This window comes from Paraburkholderia caballeronis (assembly GCF_900104845.1).
In the GTDB taxonomy this organism is placed as follows: Bacteria; Pseudomonadota; Gammaproteobacteria; order Burkholderiales; family Burkholderiaceae; genus Paraburkholderia; species Paraburkholderia caballeronis.
Map to the genome: position 1 here is coordinate 1,713,090 of NZ_FNSR01000002.1, position 17,423 is coordinate 1,730,512.

12 protein-coding genes and 2 pseudogenes are annotated in these 17,423 nt (G+C 63.7%); 11 read left to right on the forward strand and 3 right to left on the reverse strand.

Annotated features, from left to right (window positions below; genetic code table 11):
- Nucleotides 1-8: 8 nt before the first annotated feature.
- Complete coding sequence (locus tag BLV92_RS24155; RefSeq protein WP_090549954.1) at nucleotides 9-1,025, forward strand: Ldh family oxidoreductase; 1,017 nt, start codon at nucleotides 9-11, stop codon at nucleotides 1,023-1,025.
- Between the two features lie 270 nt (nucleotides 1,026-1,295).
- Nucleotides 1,296-2,474, forward strand: a complete 1,179-nt coding sequence (locus BLV92_RS24160) for a branched-chain amino acid ABC transporter substrate-binding protein (protein WP_090549957.1) — start codon at nucleotides 1,296-1,298, stop codon at nucleotides 2,472-2,474.
- Nucleotides 2,475-2,712: 238 nt separating this feature from the next.
- On the opposite strand, the gene BLV92_RS24165 is transcribed toward BLV92_RS24160, so the two are convergent.
- Nucleotides 2,713-3,222, reverse strand: a complete 510-nt coding sequence (locus BLV92_RS24165; RefSeq protein WP_090549960.1) for a hypothetical protein — start codon at nucleotides 3,220-3,222, stop codon at nucleotides 2,713-2,715.
- Nucleotides 3,223-3,806: 584 nt separating this feature from the next.
- Nucleotides 3,807-4,628 carry an EAL domain-containing protein gene (locus BLV92_RS24170; RefSeq protein WP_090549963.1) on the reverse strand — a complete coding sequence of 274 codons (822 nt, stop codon included), beginning with the start codon at nucleotides 4,626-4,628 and terminating at the stop codon, nucleotides 3,807-3,809.
- A gap of 329 nt (nucleotides 4,629-4,957) precedes the next feature.
- Here BLV92_RS24170 and BLV92_RS24175 point away from each other — a divergent pair, with 329 nt between their 5' ends.
- The 9 genes and pseudogenes from BLV92_RS24175 (at nucleotide 4,958) to BLV92_RS24215 (ending at nucleotide 14,489) form a co-directional block, all read left to right on the forward strand.
- Nucleotides 4,958-5,509: a recombinase family protein gene (locus tag BLV92_RS24175; protein WP_090549966.1), complete on the forward strand. Its 552-nt coding sequence runs from the start codon at nucleotides 4,958-4,960 to the stop codon at nucleotides 5,507-5,509.
- Nucleotides 5,510-5,742: 233 nt separating this feature from the next.
- A pseudogene (locus tag BLV92_RS31775) lies at nucleotides 5,743-5,898 on the forward strand (IS3 family transposase); the annotation flags it as partial.
- A 303-nt stretch (nucleotides 5,899-6,201) separates the two neighbouring features.
- Complete coding sequence (locus BLV92_RS24185) at nucleotides 6,202-6,777, forward strand: helix-turn-helix domain-containing protein (protein WP_090549971.1); 576 nt, start codon at nucleotides 6,202-6,204, stop codon at nucleotides 6,775-6,777.
- A gap of 215 nt (nucleotides 6,778-6,992) precedes the next feature.
- The gene (locus BLV92_RS24190; RefSeq protein WP_090549972.1) at nucleotides 6,993-8,159 is read left to right on the forward strand and encodes a porin; all 1,167 of its coding nucleotides are present in this window, start codon (nucleotides 6,993-6,995) and stop codon (nucleotides 8,157-8,159) included.
- 573 nt (nucleotides 8,160-8,732) lie between these two features.
- On the forward strand, nucleotides 8,733-10,367 hold the full coding sequence (locus BLV92_RS24195; protein ID WP_090549975.1) for an ABC transporter substrate-binding protein: 1,635 nt from the start codon (nucleotides 8,733-8,735) through the stop codon (nucleotides 10,365-10,367).
- A 130-nt stretch (nucleotides 10,368-10,497) separates the two neighbouring features.
- Nucleotides 10,498-11,511, forward strand: a complete 1,014-nt coding sequence (locus tag BLV92_RS24200) for an ABC transporter permease subunit (protein ID WP_090549977.1) — start codon at nucleotides 10,498-10,500, stop codon at nucleotides 11,509-11,511.
- 52 nt (nucleotides 11,512-11,563) lie between these two features.
- Nucleotides 11,564-12,481, forward strand: coding sequence for an ABC transporter permease subunit (locus tag BLV92_RS24205; protein ID WP_090549980.1), 918 nt, complete (start codon nucleotides 11,564-11,566; stop codon nucleotides 12,479-12,481).
- A gap of 2 nt (nucleotides 12,482-12,483) precedes the next feature.
- Nucleotides 12,484-13,479, forward strand: coding sequence for an ABC transporter ATP-binding protein (locus tag BLV92_RS24210; protein WP_090549983.1), 996 nt, complete (start codon nucleotides 12,484-12,486; stop codon nucleotides 13,477-13,479).
- Nucleotides 13,476-14,489 (forward strand): peptide ABC transporter ATP-binding protein, encoded by a 1,014-nt coding sequence (locus tag BLV92_RS24215; protein ID WP_090549986.1) that lies wholly within the window; start codon nucleotides 13,476-13,478, stop codon nucleotides 14,487-14,489. The genes BLV92_RS24210 and BLV92_RS24215 overlap by 4 nt, the downstream gene beginning before the upstream one ends.
- A 477-nt stretch (nucleotides 14,490-14,966) precedes the next feature.
- Here BLV92_RS24215 and BLV92_RS24220 read toward each other — a convergent pair.
- Nucleotides 14,967-17,273, reverse strand: a pseudogene (locus tag BLV92_RS24220) (adenosylcobalamin-dependent ribonucleoside-diphosphate reductase); the annotation flags it as partial.
- Nucleotides 17,274-17,423: the final 150 nt, after the last annotated feature.

Genomic DNA, 17,423 nt, shown 5'->3' on the forward strand with positions numbered 1-17,423 from the left:
AGGACGCGATGAGTGACGAGAGCACGGAGGTCGTTCTTTCACTGGACGAACTTTTTTCGCTGTCTCGCGACGTGCTGATGCGTCACGGCGCGTCGCCCGCTCATGCGGATGCGATCTCGCGCGTGATCGTGCAGGGACAGCGCGACGAGTGCCATTCGCACGGTCTGTACCGGCTGCTCGGCTGCGTGCGATCCATCAGGAGCGGCAAGGTCGATCCGCGCGCCGAGCCGACGTTGCGCGACCTCGCGCCGGGCGTTCTTTCCGTCGATGCGAACTATGGTTTTTCGCTGCTGGCGTTCGAGACGGGCTTGCCGCGGCTTGCCGAAAAGGCGCGTTCGCAGGGCCTCGCGGCGATGGCGATCAAGCGGTGTTTTCATTTCTCCGCGTTGTGGCCCGAAGTCGAGGCGATCGCGGCGCTGGGCCTCGTCGGCCTCGCGATGAATCCGAGTCATAGCTGGGTCGCGCCCGAAGGCGGCAAGCGGCCGGTGTTCGGCACCAATCCGATTGCATTCGCGTGGCCGCGTCCGGACGGTGATCCGTTCGTTTTCGATTTCGCGACCAGCGCGATTGCGCGCGGCGACATCGAACTGCATGCGCGCGAAGGCAAGCCGATACCGGAGCACTGGGCGTTCGATCGCGACGGCGCGCCGACGACCGATGCGCGCGCGGCGCTCGACGGCGCGATGCGAACCTTCGGCGGGCACAAGGGTTCGGCGTTGGCCGCGATGGTGGAATTGCTCGCGGGCGCGTTGATCGGCGATCTGACCAGCATGGAGTCGCAGGCGTTCGATGCGGGCGCGGGCGCGAGTCCGTGCCACGGCGAACTCGTGATCGCGATCGATCCGCGGCGTTTCCTGGGCGACGACGCGGCTGACGGACACGCGCGCGCCGAACGTCTTTTCGACGCGGTGACCGGGCAGGGCGCGCGGCTGCCGTCGCAGCGCAGGTTCGAAGCGCGGGCGCGCAGCGAACGGGACGGCGTGCGTATTCCGGGCGCGCTATACCGCGACGTGCTCGCGTTGTGAGCGTGTGTTTTGCAGGTCGTCCGTGGCTTTTCGACGCGTGTGGAATGCCAGCCGACGAAAAATGTTGTCCGCAATTTTTTTGGACTGCAAGAATGGGATGCGATCCTTCTGGTGCGGTAATTCATGCCGGGGACGATGCGTATGGTTAGCCATGCAAAGTGTTTTATGAGCCGCGCCGTTCGTTGAGCGGAGCGGCTTGCGCATCGAGCATGTGAAGGAGGATAAAGCGGTGTCCATGAACAACGTGAAAATGTGAGGAAAGAAGATCTGATGAGCTATTCCGAATCCCTTCTGCCGCTGCGCGCGAGCACCCTTGCCACCGCCGTCGCCGCGGTGGCGTACGCTGCCGCCGCGCTGGGCAGCACCGCGGCCTTCGCCCAGGCCGCCGACGTCAAGATCGGCTTCGCCGCGCCGCTGACCGGCGGCCAGGCCCACTACGGCGCCGACTTCAGGAGCGGCGTCGAACTGGCGATCGAGGACATGAACGCGACCAACCCGGTGATCGGCGGCAAGCCGGTGCACTTCGTGCTCGACGCGCAGGACGACCAGGCCGATCCGCGGGTCGGCACGACGGTCGCGCAAAAGCTGGTGGACGACGGCGTGGTCGCGGTCATCGGCCACTACAACTCGGGCACGAGCATTCCGGCCGCGCCGATCTACGCGAAGGCGGGCGTCCCCGAAATCGCGATGGCTACCGCGCCGACCTATACGCGCCTCGGCCTGCCGACCACGTTCCGCCTGCTGACCTCGGATACGCAACTGGGCAGCGTGCTCGGCGACTACGTCGCGAAGGACCTCAAGTTCAAGCGTTTTGCGGTCGTCGACGATCGCACCGCCTACGGGCAGGGCGTGGCGGAAGAGTTCTCGAAGGCCGTGAAGGCGGCGGGCGCGACCGTGGTCGATCAGGAATACACGAACGACAAGGCCGTGGATTTCCGTGCGATTCTCACGAAGATCAAGGCGGCGAACGTCGATGCGGTGTTCTACGGCGGCGCGGATACCCAGGCCGCGCCGATGCTGAAGCAGATGCGCACGCTCGCGATCAACGCGACGCTGATCGGCCCCGACATGCTCCAGTCCGACAACCTGATCAAGGTCGCCGGCCCGGCGGCCGAAGGCACCCTTGCCGCGTCGGAGGGCAGCCCGCTCGCGCAGATGCCGAACGGCAAGGAGTTCGCGGAGCACTACTCGAAGCGCTTCGGGCAGCCGGTGGAACTGTACGCGCCGTATGCGTACGACGGCACGATGGCCGTGTTCAACGCGATGAAGAAAGCGGGCTCGACCGACCCGCACGTCTATCTCGCCGCGCTGAAGGCCACGAACATGAAGGGCATCACGACCAACGAGCTTTCGTACGACCAGTACGGCGACCTGAAGTATGGCGGCGTGACGGTGTACAAGGTCGTCAACGGCAAGTGGGTGCCGTCGCAGACCGTGGGCACGAAGTAAGCACACGGGCCACACGCGCGCGGTTCCCGGTACAGGAAAGCCGGCGGTACCCGGCTGCGGCGCGCATCAGCGGAGCTGGCTTCTCCGTTCGCTGTCACTGCCGCCGCACTTCACACGGGCCACGCCTTCGGCGGTGGCCCGTTTTTTTTGTTGCGGTGATCGTGCGCGGCTCGGGGGTTCTCGCCGTATCGGCTGATGTCGATCGCCGCGGATCAAGCGGGCATGGCGACGGAGCGAATCAGCTTCGCCCGGCCGCGGAGATTTCCGGCATCTTCGCCGGCAGCGGCGAGTGCGGCTGGGCGTTATTCTCCACCGCTTTTTGCCTCATTTCCGCGAGGTCCGCGAGCGCAACGGACACCGCTGCGCGCGACGCGGTACGCAGTTGTTCGTCATGGGCGAGCAGAAACGCCTGGATGGCGTCGAACGCGGCGCGGTCTACGCGGAACACGCCCGTTTGAATTCCCTTGTTGGTCCAGGCGGAAATAGCCGCGTCGGCGTCGGCGAGCGTGGTTTCCGGTATCTGCTGGCAACCGAGCCTGCACAACGAGCGGGCGATCATGAAATGCTGCGCGAGCAGCACGAAGTGTTCGAGTTGTCCGTCGTCCGAGTCGAGCCAGCGAAGCGCGAAGTGATAGCGCAGGGCGAGCCGCAAAAGCTCTTCTTTCGGCAGCGGCGACTGGTCGATCGCCCGCAGACGGGCGGAGCGGTGCGGGAGTGGCGTCGGAGGCGAAAACTTCTTGCGGAGCATGGCGTCACGGATGATTCTGCGGACTGTTTTTGTCGCTCTTCCCAGGTTGGCTTGAACGCCGCGCGATTGGCCCCGCCCCGATGCCCGGGGCGACCGGTTGGGCATCGGGCGGATCGCTCGCGGAATTCCAGACGGGCGAGTTCTGATGCATGGACGGTATGGAACACCGAATGCCGGATTTTGGCAAGGCCCGCCTAATACCAAAGTATTAGCACGATACCAAAGTGTTAGTGACGCTTGCGTGGCACGGGCGTGGCTTGCCCGCTATTCCGTACGGGCGTTCGTGATGCGTGGAAGTGCTTGACGTCAACCGGACGCGAACATTGATCCTGAAATTTCTCTCGTCAATAGAGAAGAGATTTAGATCCGGTTTTTAACAGGAAATAAATAAATCGGGAATGAATTGCACATGCCGCGTTATTGATCTTATTCAATAATTGTAGAAAGCGATGTGAATCGCGGGCATGAAAAACGATGTCGAATGGGCTTTCAGACGGCGACGCACGCCGACCGACAACGCGAAGGTCGAGCGCTTCGACGGAGGCTTCGGGCGGGAATCGGCGATCAGGGGAAACCCGGCGTCGTTAATCCGCCTCTATTGAAGCCGGCGCATCGGGAGCGTTGATGTAATAACCCTGAATCCAGGGCGCGCCGGCATCGCGGGCGATCCGGACATCGTCGGGCGTTTCGACGCCCTCGACAACGACGATCGGCGCGATGTCCTGAGCCACCCTGACCAGACGGTCGAATTCAGGGATGCAAAGGGTGCCCAGTCGAACATGCCGCAGAAACGAGCGGTCTATCTTGATGATGTCGGGTTCGCACATCCGAGCGGCATCGGCGGAAAATCCCGCGCCGAAGTCGTCGATGGCGACGCGCACGCCCAGCCGTCTCAGGCGCTGGACGAACGCGCGTCCGTCGACCGGCGACACCGGCGCCGACTCCGTGATCTCCACCACCAGCCGGGACGCGACTTCGGGTTCGGCGGCCAGTTCGAGAAAGAGCGATTTCCACCAGTGATCGTCCCGCACGCTCTGTGCCGAGACATTGCAGCCGAGATGCTTGCCGGGAATGGCCCGGAGCGCATCGAGCGTGCGGCCCAGCACGAAACGGTCGAACGGGCGCATCAGCGAAAGTCTTTCCAGCGCGGGAATGAAGCGGCCGGGCAGCAGGACCTGGTCATCCACCTTCATCCGCACCAGCATCTCGCTATAGAGGATGTCCGTGGGCGCGTCGACGGCGCAGATCATTTCGTGCCGGAAAAACAGCCGGTTTTCCGCGAGAGAGACGAAAACGTCTTTGGCGATCTGCCAGTCGGGGGACTGCGTCGTCATTGCATTGCTGTGCGTTTCGATAGCCAGATCGCCCAGGATCGCCGCCAGTTCGTCGTGGTTCAGAACTTCCATGGCCATGCTTTCGATTGCTCGCATTCCGGCTCCAGGGACGGGCAAAAGCACACGGTCACCCGTCGCATTGCGCACAAATTTTTACAATTAGCTCAGGCCTCTACCACAACTCCGCGGCACAAAATGGGTCCTTTCTGTCTCCGGCAATTTCGATGGCTAAGGCTCTGGCCTTCGGCCGCCCGCCAAGATTACCTATTCATCAGAGCATATTGGCAAAAAGGACCGTTTTTGTCAACGAGATGGTGTCGGCATAGCCGGGGGAATACAACAACATGCCGCTTCAATCACCATCAGTTAGGCAAAGGGCCAACCCTTTCCCGGAAAACATCATGAAAATCGGTTATGCACGCGTTTCAACTCATGAACAAAGCCTGGCACTGCAACTCGACGCGCTGCGCGCGGCAGGCTGTAGCAAGTTCTTCACCGATCACGGGGTATCGGGCACGGAGTTCTGCCGGCGTGGGCTGGATGGCGCTCTCGCCCAGGCGAAGAAAGGCGACACGCTGGTCGTATGGCGTCTCGACAGGCTGGGGAGGTCGTTGAGCAAACTGGTCGACCTCATTGGCCGCCTGGAAAAGCGGGGCGTCGAATTCGTCTCGCTAAACGAATCCATCAATACGAGTTCCTCTGGTGGCGTGCTGATCTTTCACATGATGGCCGCGCTGGCCGAGTTCGAGCGGAACCTGATCAGCGAGCGAACCCGCGCCGGGATAGCGGCCGCGCGTGCCCGCGGCAGCCAGTTGGGAAGACGGCGAGCCCTTTCGCCGGCACAACGCCAGGAGGCGCTGGAGTTACTTCGCGTTCAGTCCGCCACGGAGGTCGCAAATCAGTTCAACGTCCATCCGCGGACGATGCTGCGTTTGAAGGCCGCCGGAGCGTAAGGGAAGGTCGGGAAGCCTGAATTGCGGAACGGCCCGGTTCACGGCCGGCCGTACAGGGGGCGATAATCCGCTCCCTGCAGCAACTCGACCAACCGCCACGCGAGGCTCTTCATCGCTGCGCCCCGAAGAGTCGCTTGCCACTATTGAGTATCAAGTACGCAATCGAGCAGTCAGTCAGGATGGCGGTCGTACTGGGGCTCACCGCACGATTTGCAGGTCTGGCAGCAGACCGCCGTATTCACGGGCGGCGCTTTGCGACGCGTCGCGAGGCGATGGACGCGGCGCTCGACTGGTTGAGCTTCTACAATCATGGGCGTCCGCACTCGACGTTGAGCTACGCCCGTCCTATGCAATTCGAAAGAAGTCGGTATGCCGCGCAGGACAGCAGGCGGCATGACGAGCGCTCGGTTAGCGGATACGGAATTCGCGGGGAGTTTCATTGTGCCGCTGGGCATGGGCCGCGCTTATGACGCCAGGCGATGTCGTATCTCCTCCCCGGATGGTCTGCGGATCGCGGGCACCAGGTTTACAGTTTCATTTCTGTCTGATCGTCCATCACGGTGACGGCGCGGACCTCGCTGACGCGCTGCTTCGGTGCCGGCTCCCCTAAGGGAAAGTTCGGCACGTCGCAAGGGCATCAAACGATATTTACTTATATCAAACATTTTTTGACGACAATTTTCGTTCCTGATATGGTTTCTACAAATGGAAAGCAGGACCCGGCTGCGTTGGCGCTCGGCGAAAAGATCCGCGCACTGCGCCAGCGGCTGAACCAGACGCTCGATCAGACGGCAACGGCGGCTGGTATTTCCAAGCCGTTTTTATCGCAGGTGGAACGTGGTCTGGCTTCGCCGTCGCTGACTTCGCTCTCGGGTATTGCGCGGGCGTTGGGCGTGACGATGCAGTACTTCGTCGAAACACCATCGGAGGAACGTTCGGTCAAGCGCGGCGATCAGCTTGAGTTTTTCGGCTTCGCGGATTCGGCGAATCTGTTCGCCCGGCTCACGAATACGGCCGGAGGACGCCAGCTCGAATCAATCCTTGTGCGTCTGCCTGTGGGCCAGACGCGCTCGGAAGTCACCACGCACGCAGGAGAGGAGTTCCTCTACGTGCTCGACGGTGAACTGTCGCTGGCGCTGGAGGGTAAGGAGTTTGTGCTGCATACGGGAGACTCGGCGCATTACCAGTCCACGGTGCCGCATAGCTGGAGCAACAACGGAAGCAAGGAAGCGGTAGTCGTCTGGGTAGGGACGCCGCGGCTGTTCTAGTCAGGGAAGTACCGGATTGGCCGAGACATCCGGTGCTTCCCTATGTCAAATTGAAAGGATAACGAAGTAAATGACCTCGATCTGCTGCTGCGCGCAAATGTGACGCTAGCCATTCCTGCTTGAGACGACGCGCAGGCCGTGCGCCGTCATCTGCATTCGAATAAAAAAACCCGTTTCAACCAAACTAAAAATTACTCCTGGTCAGTGAAATAACAATGAAAAACAGCAAAATCAAGGTCAGCGTTATCTCTGTTGCGGCTTTCGCAGCATCCTCGGCAGCAATGGCGCAGTCGTCGGTCACCCTCTATGGCATGCTCGACTCAAGTATCGGCTATACCTCGAACGTCGGCGGCCATCAGAAGGTCAGCCTCGATAGCGGCGCCGCAGGTTCGAACAAGTGGGGCCTCAAGGGTCAGGAAGACCTCGGCGGCGGCCTCGCGGCAGTCTTCAAGCTCGAAAATGGTTTCAACATTGCCACCGGCGGCATCGGCGGCCAGGGTCCCATTGGCTCCACACGTTCGCTGTTCAATCGCCAGGCCTACGTAGGCCTCGCTTCGGACCGGTACGGTACCCTGCGTTTGGGCCGCCAGCTCGACGCCGTGACGGAAATGGTTCAAGGCCTGACGGGCGACGCCGTTTCGGCGTCGGCATTCTCGACCCCGGGCGACGTCGACAACAACGACAACACAACGAACCAGAATAACGCGGTGAAGTATATTTCGCCGATCTTCAGAGGCTTCCAGGTTGAAGGCGCGTACTCGTTCGGCGGCGTTGCCGGTGCTACGGGTTCGGGGCAATCGTGGTCGGTGGCCGCGGACTACGCTCAAGGTGGTCTGACGGCCGCGGGCGGCTACTTCCATGCTGCAAATCAAGGTGAGAACGGCTGGGAGAACGCAACGGCACAACCGTCGTTCGGCGGTGCCCTGGGCTATCCGAGTTCGGGTTACAACGGCGGCAATGCGTTCAGGAGCGCAGGCATCGCTCAAGTCGCCGGTCAATACCAATTTGGTTCGTACACGGCTGGCCTGCGGTACTCGAACGCTCAGTACCAGGGCTTCGATGGCCAACCGTCGGTCCACTTCAACGTGCTGGCCGGTCTTCTGCAATATCAGGCAACCCCGGCGCTGTCGCTGGCTGCTGAGTACACGTACGTCTATGGTTCGGCTGCCACGCCTGAGCAAACCGCCAGGGGGCGCACGATGGCATCGGTCAACCAGGTGTCGCTGGGTGCCACGTACTCGCTGTCGAAGAGCACCTCGCTTTACGCCATCGGCGCCTACGTCCATGCTCTGGGCGCTCAGGCTTCGGCTGCCGACTTCGGCAATACCGCATCGGGCGGCAACCAGGTTCAGGCCAACGTTGGCATGTACCACAGCTTCTAATCGCAGGTTCAGAAGCCCGGGGTAGTGGACGCATGACCTGAGCAAAGCCTCGCCTTCGACTATTTCAATGGGACGAACGGTATTTTTGTCGTCCATTCGATGGACGTGGACTGCAACGCGCCCACGAGCAGTCGTTTCGGGCGCGCTACACCTCGATGGCACGTATGCGGGTCTATCCGATGCAAAGGCGATGTTCTGGTATCTGACGGGGCGGGGGCGGTTGATGCGTCGATTAACGCGTCGACGGCAAGCCCCCTCCCCGACCTCTACTGGAAGAACGGCCAGTCAATGCGCGGCACTTACCGAGCATCCAGCTGTGTGCCGTCCCATACGCTACGAAGTGGTCAATTCAGGACGGCAAGGTTACTTTTATTGCCCTGTTTCACCACGGCTCAAGGCATTACCCGGATGTGGGCGACTCTGAATATCGTCTCGTAATCCGTGTGCCGATAAAAGTATTCCGACCGTCCACGGGGCCGTTTGGCGCACCGGAGCAGTGGGTTGTTGTGGCACACCCGGGCTCTTGCAAGATCGCTGTACGCCGGCTCCGGCCGGCACCGAATTGGAGAAAACATGAAACAAAACAAACTGTCGCGCGTTGCGCGGCTGACCTCGCTCGCCGCAGTCGCCGCGGTGTCGATTGCTGGCGCCCCGCTCGCACACGCAGCCAGCAGCCTTCCGAACAAGACGCTCGTCTACTGCTCGGAAGGCAGCCCCGCCGGTTTCGATCCGGCGCAATACACCACGGGCACCGACTTCACCGCGAACACGTTCACCGTCTACAACCGCCTCGTCGAATTCGAGCGCGGCGGCACCAGGGTGGAACCGGGCCTCGCCCAGTCGTGGGATGTTTCCGCTGACGGCAAGGTCTACACGTTCCATCTGCGCCACGGCGTGAAGTTCCAGACCACCCCGTTCTTCAAGCCCACGCGCGAATTCAACGCCGACGACGTCGTGTTCACGTTCGACCGCATGCTCGATCCGGACAACACGTTCCGCAAGGCCTACCCGGTGTTGTTCCCGTACTTCACCGACATGGGCCTCGACAAGCTCATCGCGAAGGTGGAAAAGGTCGATCCGTACACGGTGAAGTTCACGCTCAACGAGCCGAACGCGCCGTTCATCCAGAACATGGCGATGGAATTCGCGTCGATTCTTTCGGCCGAATACGCGGACCAGTTGCTCAAGGCCGGCAAGGCCGCCGACATCAACCAGAACCCGGTCGGCACCGGGCCGTTCGTCTTCAAGAGCTATACGAAGGACGCGACGATCCGCTTCGACGGCAATCCGGACTACTGGAAGCCGGGTGCGGTGAAGCTCTCGAAGCTGATCTTCTCAATCACGCCCGATGCAAGCGTGCGCGTGCAGAAGCTCAAGCGCGACGAATGCCAGGTGATGAGTTATCCGCGTCCCGCTGACATCGCGCCGCTGAAGGCCGATGCGAACCTCTCGATGCCGTCGCAGCCGGGCTTCAACCTCGGTTATCTCTCGTACACCGTGACGCGCAAGCCGCTCGACAAGCTCGAAGTGCGCGAGGCGCTGGACATGGCGATCAACAAGAAGGCGATCATCGAGTCCGTGTACCAGGGGGCGGGCCAGGCCGCGACCAACCCGATGCCGCCGACGCAATGGTCCTACGACAAGAGCCTCGCGGGGCAGCCTTACGACGCCGCGAAGGCCAAGGCCCTGCTCGCGAAGGCAGGCTTCCCGAACGGCTTCGAGATCACGTTGTGGGCGATGCCCGTGCAGCGCGCCTACAACCCGAACGCGCGTCTGATGGCTGAAATGATCCAGGCCGACTGGGCGAAGATCGGCGTGAACGCGAAGATCGTCACGTACGAGTGGGGCGAATACATCAAGCGCGCGCACGCGGGCGAGGACGACACGATGCTGATCGGCTGGACCGGCGACAATGGCGATCCGGACAACTGGCTCGGCACGCTGCTCGGCTGCGAGGCCGTGAACGGCAACAACTTCGGCAAGTGGTGCTACAAGCCGTTCGACGATCTGATCCAGAAGGCGCGTCAGACTTCGGATCAGGCACAGCGCACCAGGCTTTACACGCAGGCGCAGCAGATCTTCGCGCAGCAACTGCCGTTCTCGCCGATCGCGCACTCGACGGTCTATCAGCCGGTCAGCAAGAAGGTGGTGGACATGCGCATCGAACCGCTCGGTTACGCGCGCTTCGACGGCGTGAGCATGCAGTAATGCCGTAGCAGGTCATCGTTCGTTCGGTTAGCAACTTACACGGAAAACTGTTCGGATAAGGTCCGGCGACCGGGGTCACGAGCCCCTGTCGCCGGTTGCGTTTCAATTCAAGCTTTCGGGGGAACACGACATGTTCCGCTTCGTATTGCGCCGCATCGGCATGGTGATACCCACGTTCATCGGTATCACGATCCTCGCGTTCGCGCTCATCCACCTGATTCCTGGCGACCCCATCGAAGTGATGATGGGCGAGCGCGGCGTCGATCCGCAGATGCACGCAGAAGCGCTGCATCGCCTCGGGCTCGACGAGCCGTTGCCGATGCAGTATCTGCACTACGTCAGTCATGCGCTGCAAGGCAATCTCGGCACCTCGATCATCACGAACACGAGCGTGATGGGCGAATTCCTCGCGCGCCTGCCCGCCACTGTTGAACTGTCGATCTGCGCGCTCATCTTCGCGCTGGCGGTCGGCCTGCCCTCAGGCGTGTTCGCGGCGCTGCGGCGCGGCACCGTGGTCGATCACGGCGTCATGGGCGCGGCGCTCACCGGCTACTCCATGCCGATCTTCTGGTGGGGGCTCATCCTCATCATGGTGTTCTCGGCGCAACTCGGCTGGACGCCGGTGTCGGGCCGCATCGCCGTGGAGTTCGACATTCCGCGCGTGACTGGTTTCATGCTGATCGACTCGTTGCTGCCGGGCACCGACGAAGGCTCGTTCAAGTCCGCACTCTCGCACCTGATCCTGCCCGCGATCGTGCTCGGCACGATTCCGCTTGCCGTGGTCGCGCGCATGACGCGCTCATCCATGCTCGAAGTGTTGCGAGAGGATTACATCCGCACCGCGCGCGCGAAGGGTCTCTCGCCCGCGCGCGTGATCGTCGTACACGCGCTGCGCAACGCGCTCATTCCCGTGGTGACGGTGATCGGCCTTCAGGTCGGCACGCTGCTCGCAGGCGCCGTGCTCACCGAAACGCTCTTTTCGTGGCCCGGCATCGGCAAGTGGCTGATCGATGCGATCAGCCGCCGCGACTATCCGGTGGTGCAGGGCGGCATCCTGATGATCGCAACTTTCGTGATCCTCGTGAACCTGTTCGTCGACTTGCTGTACGGCGTGCTCAATCCGCGCATCCGGCACACGAGATAACACGCATCATGAACAAGATCACTCCACACAACATTCAAAACGAGGAGGCGTGATGACTGACATTCAAAACACAGCGCCCCGCGCCGTAACGCCGCCTTCGGGCCGTGCGCTCGTGCTGCGCGAATTCTGGGCGAACTTTTCCCGCAACAAAGGCGCCGTGGGCGCCGGCGTGATCGTGCTGCTGCTGATCGTCGTGGCGATTTTCGCGCCGGTGATCGCGCCGCACAGTCCGATCGAGCAATACCGCGACTACGTGAAGATCCCGCCCGCGTGGCTCGACGGCGGCAACTGGAAGTTCATTCTCGGCACCGACGAAGCAGGTCGCGACATCCTCTCGCGGCTGATGTACGGCGCGCGGCTGTCGCTGTGGATCGGCTGCGTGTCGGTCGTGCTCGCGCTGATTCCGGGCATCGTGCTCGGCCTCGTCGCCGCGTTCTTCGAGAAATGGGCCGACACGCCGATCATGCGTCTCATGGACGTGCTGCTCGCGCTGCCGTCGCTGCTGCTCGCGGTCGCGGTCGTCGCGATCATCGGGCCGGGTCTCGCGAACACGATGCTCGCCATCGCGATCGTCGCGCTGCCGGGTTACGTGCGGCTCGCGCGCGGCTCGGCGCTCGGCGAACTGCACAAGGAATATGTGACGGCTTCGCGCGTGGCGGGCGCGGGCACGCTGCGGCTGATGTTTTCGCAGGTGCTGCCCAATTGCACGGCGCCGCTGATCGTGCAGGCCACGTTGGGCTTCAGCTCGGCGATTCTCGACGCGGCCGCGCTCGGTTTCCTCGGCCTCGGCGTGCAGCCGCCCGCCGCCGAGTGGGGCGCGATGCTCGCGTCGGCGCGCGACTACATCGACAGCGCGTGGTGGATCGTCACGATGCCGGGCCTGTCGATCCTGATCTCGGTGCTCGCGATCAACCTGCTCGGCGACGGGCTGCGCGACGCGCTCGATCCCAAGCTGAAACGGATGGCCTGAACATGAACGATCTACTTACCATCCGCAACCTGGCGGTGAACTTCAACGGCCTGCCCGCCGTGGACCGCGTGAATCTCTCGGTGGCGCCGGGCGAAGTGCTCGGCATCGTCGGCGAATCGGGTTCGGGCAAGAGCGTGACGATGATGGCGTTGATGGGTCTCGTCGACGCGCCCGGCAAGGTCACCGCCGACTCGATCACCTTCGACGGCCGCGATCTGCTCAACGCCACGGGCAAGGAGCGTCGTCGCATCGTGGGCAAGGACATCGCGATGGTGTTCCAGGATGCGCTCACGAGTCTGAACCCGAGCTACACGGTCGGCTATCAGATCAAGGAAGTGCTCAGGCTGCACGAAGGGCTGCGTGGGTCCGCGCTGCACGCTCGGGCGCTCGAACTGCTCGACCAGGTGGGGATTCCCGACGCGAAGAACCGCATCGACAATTTTCCGCACCAGATGTCGGGCGGCATGAACCAGCGCGTGATGATCGCGATGGCCGTGGCCTGCAACCCGAAGCTGCTGATTGCCGACGAGCCCACCACGGCGCTCGACGTGACAATTCAGGCGCAGATCATGGCGTTGCTCGTGCGCATGCAGCGGGAACGCGGCATGGCGCTCGTGCTGATTTCGCACGATCTGGCCGTGGTGTCCGAGGTCGCGCAGCGCGTCGCGGTGATGTATGCGGGCGAGGTCATCGAAACGAACCGCGTGCCCGCTATCTTCTCGAAACCGCATCATCCGTACGCGGAGGCGCTGCTCGCGGCTATCCCCGAGCACAACAAGGGCGCCGCGCGTCTCGCCGCGCTGCCGGGCATGGTGCCGGGGCGTGACGACCGTCCGGGCGGCTGTCTCTTCGCGCCGCGCTGCAAATACGTCGCGGACGATTGCAGCCGCGCGCGGCCCACGCTCGACCCGGTCGCGGATGCGGGCGGCCATGCGCTCGTGCGCTGCATCAAGCCGCTGAACGTGGCTTCCGAAACCCTGAATGGAGGCGCGCGATGAACGCAGTCCAGCAATCCGCGGCCCGGCATGACGACGACAAGGTGCTCGTCGCGCATGATCTGACGAAGCATTACAGCGTGAAGCGCGGCATGTTCGGCACGGGCGCCGTGAAGGCGCTCAACGGCGTGTCGTTCGCGCTCACGCGTGGGCGCACGCTCGCCGTGGTGGGCGAGTCGGGCTGTGGCAAGTCCACGCTCGCACGCCAGCTGACGATGATCGAGCCGCCCACCTCGGGCACGCTCACCATCGACGGCGAAGATGTCGCAAGCGCTAACCGCGACGAGATCGCCGCACTGCGCCGCCGCGTGCAGATGGTGTTCCAGAACCCGTTCGCTTCGCTCAATCCGCGCAAGACCGTCGAGCAGACCCTGGGCGAACCGCTTGCCATCAACACCAGGCTCACGGCCAGCGAGCGCGCGGCTCACATCGCGCACATGATGCGCACCGTCGGCCTGCGGCCCGAGCATGCGAAGCGCTATCCGCATATGTTCTCGGGCGGCCAGCGTCAGCGCGTGGCGATTGCGCGTGCGATGATTCTCGATCCGCAGATCGTGGTGGCCGACGAGCCGGTGTCGGCGCTCGACGTGTCGATCCAGGCGCAGATCCTCAATCTGTTCATGGATCTGCAAGAGCAGTTCCGCACGAGCTACGTGTTCATCTCGCACAACCTCGCCGTGGTCGAGCATGTCGCCGACGACGTGATGGTGATGTATCTGGGCGGTGTAGCGGAGCTTGGCGACAAAAAGACTGTGATCGGGCGGCCGCGCCATCCGTACACGCGCTCGCTGCTGTCGGCGACGCCCGCGATCTTCGAGGCGGACCGCCGCGTGAAGATCAAGCTTGAAGGCGAATTGCCGTCGCCGCTGAATCCGCCGTCGGGCTGCACCTTCCATCAGCGCTGCCCGTATGCGATTGAACGCTGCCGTCAGGACGTGCCGCAGCTTCGCGAAGTGGATGGGCGTCAGGTATCGTGCCATCGCGCAGAGGAGGTAGGGGAAAAGGATGTCTAGTCCTCAACGCTGGGGTCATGGGGCCGCCATGTGGTGACGGCGGAGTCCGGTCGATCTTCATCGCCTGATTTCGCAGGGATGAACAGGCATCAGCAGCGACAACCCGCTGCGATGCCAGTCAAGTCGAAAGCGCCCGCCCGGTAAACGGCGGGCGCCAGATGCCCGATAGGGACTTGCACAAAACGCGATGTTCCAACTGACGCGCCAACGTGCAGAAAGCGATTCCCCGATCCGCCGCCCGCCTCATCCGCACGAACCGATCTCCCCGCACGCGGTGCAGAAATCGCATCCGTCCTTGCGGATCACCGCGTTCGCGCCGCACGATCCGCATTTGCGGCCGAGCATCGCGTGCGGGGCCGCGAACGTCGTGTCGGGCGGCAGCGCGTTCGGCCCGTCGAGCACCTGTTCGCCGGACATCGCGATCGCCGCGTGAGCGGGACCGTCGAGTACCTCATCCGGCATCGGCTGCCCGAAATGCCGCGCGAGCAGGCGCGTCGGCACCTGATGGCCTTCCGCATCGAGAAAACCGCGCCGATGCAGGATCTGCTGGATCGCATACGCGATCGCCGCGACCTCGGAGTCGTGCCACAGCGGAATCCGCTTGCCGTCGAGCCGCTGCGTTTCGCCGAGCCGCACCTGGCCGCGATCCCACGACACCTTGCGCATGTCCTGCAACGCGCGCGCGACGAAGCCGCCGCGCGCGGCGAGCGACAGCGAGCGCATCGTCGCGGTGATCCATTGCTGCGACTCGTCGCGCTGGCCGACCGGGATGAAGAACTCGATCGGCCGCTCGATCGTCATCTGCTCGCCGCCGACCACGCCGGTCACTTCCATGAACGACACCGCGACGTACAGCGATACCTTGCCGGCCTGTGTGAGGTACTCGATCTTCTCGATGACCGCCGGCAACTCGCCCTTCGGCCGGTGGTCGATCGCGACGCGCAGCGGATCGTGCAGGTTGTCCCCATTCGTTTCCTCGGGCGGACGCGCGACCTGCAACACCGCGCCGAGCGTTTCGTTCGGCCGGTACGTCGCGAGCCCCTTCAGGCCGCGCCGCCACGCATCCAGATACAACCCTTCGAACGCGTCGAACGGATAGTCGGCCGGCACGTTCACGGTCTTCGAGATCGACGTATCCACGAACGGCTGCACCGCGGCCATCATCGCGACGTGTTCCTGCGCGGTCATGTCGAGCGCGCTGACGAAGTAGTCGGGCAGCGCGCTCACGTCGCCGCCCATCTCGCGATACAGCCGCCACGCGCGGTCCTCGACGGAGAACGTCTGGCGCGTGCCGTCGGCCATCACCTTCGTGCGCTGGTAGGTCCACGAGAACGCGGGTTCGATGCCGTTCGACACGTTGTCGGCGAACGCGAGGCTCACGGTGCCGGTCGGCGCGATCGACAGCAGATGGCTGTTGCGGATGCCGTGCTCGCGGATCGCGTCCTTCAGGTCGTCCGGCAGGCGCGACGCGAACGTGCCTTCTTCCAGATAGGTTTTCGCGTCGAACAGCGGGAACGCGCCGCGTTCGCGCGCGAGTTCGACCGACGCGCGATACGCGGCGTCGCGCATCACGCGGCCGACGCGCGCGGCGAATTCGCGGCCTTCTTCCGCGTTGTAGCGCAGGCCGAGCAAGATCAGCGTGTCGCCGAGCCCGGTGAAGCCGACGCCGATGCGCCGTTTCGCGGCGGCTTCCGCGCGCTGCTCGTCGAGCGGCCACAGCGTAACGTCGAGCACGTCGTCGAGAAAACGCACCTGGGTGCGCGTGCGCTGCGCGAGCGCGTCCCAGTCGAACGACGGCTCGCCGCCGTCGAGCTGCGCGAACGGGTCGGCGACGAAGCGCGTGAGATCGAGCGGCCCGAGGTTGCAGCAGCCGTAGGGCGGCAACGGCTGCTCGCCGCAGGGATTGGTTGCGCGGATCGATTCGAGCGCGCGCAGGTTGTTGTCCGCGTTCATCTTCGAGATGAACACGACGCCCGGTTCCGCGATGTCGTAGGTCGAGCGCATGATCGCATCCCAGATCGCGCGCGCGCGCTTTTCCGCGTAGACCCACAGGCCGTCTTCGCGCTGGCGCACGTCGGACGCCGCGCGCAGCGCGGGCGACGGCTCCGCGCGATGCACGAGCTGCCAGGCGAGGTCCTGTTCGACCGCGTGCATGAACGCGTCGGTGACGGCGACCGACACGTTGAAGTTGTTCCAGCGCCCCTTCGAATGCTTCGCCTCGATGAATTCGGGCAGGTCGGGATGATCGCAGTCCAGCACGGCCATCTGCGCGCCGCGCCGCGCGCCGGCGCTTTCGACCGTGCGGCACGACGCGTCGAACACGTCGATGTAGCTGCACGGGCCGGACGCGCTCGATCCGGTCGAGCGCACGTACGCGCCGTGCGGGCGGATCGCGGAGAAGTTGTAGCCGACGCCGCCGCCGCGCCGCATCGTTTCGGCGGCCTGCAGCAGCGCGACGTAGATGCCGGGGCGGCCTTCGTCGTCGACGCCCTGGATGCTGTCGCCGACCGGCTGCACGAAACAGTTGATCAGCGTCGCCGCGATGCCGCTGCCGGCCGCGCTCATGATGCGGCCCGCGCCGAGCGCGCCGTGGCGCAGGTTGTCGAAGAAGCGGGCCTCGATTTCGTCGCGCAGCCCGGACGGCTCGGCCGCCGCGACGCCGCGCGCGACGCGGCGATAGACGTCGTCGGCGGTCCGCTCGTCGCCCTTCGCGTATTTTTCGAGCATCACGTCGATCGAGAACTGCTGGGGGGCAAGCTGAAGCGGAGGCGCGGTGACGGCCATGGGCGTGATCCGGTTGGGCGCCGCGGCGGGCGCGGGGTTGCGGGGCTCGCTCAATATAGCGGCGGCCGGCGCGGCATCGGGGCGACACGTCGGCGCAACGGACCCACCTTACCGCACGGATCGGACGCGCGCAATTTATCGGCGTGGTCG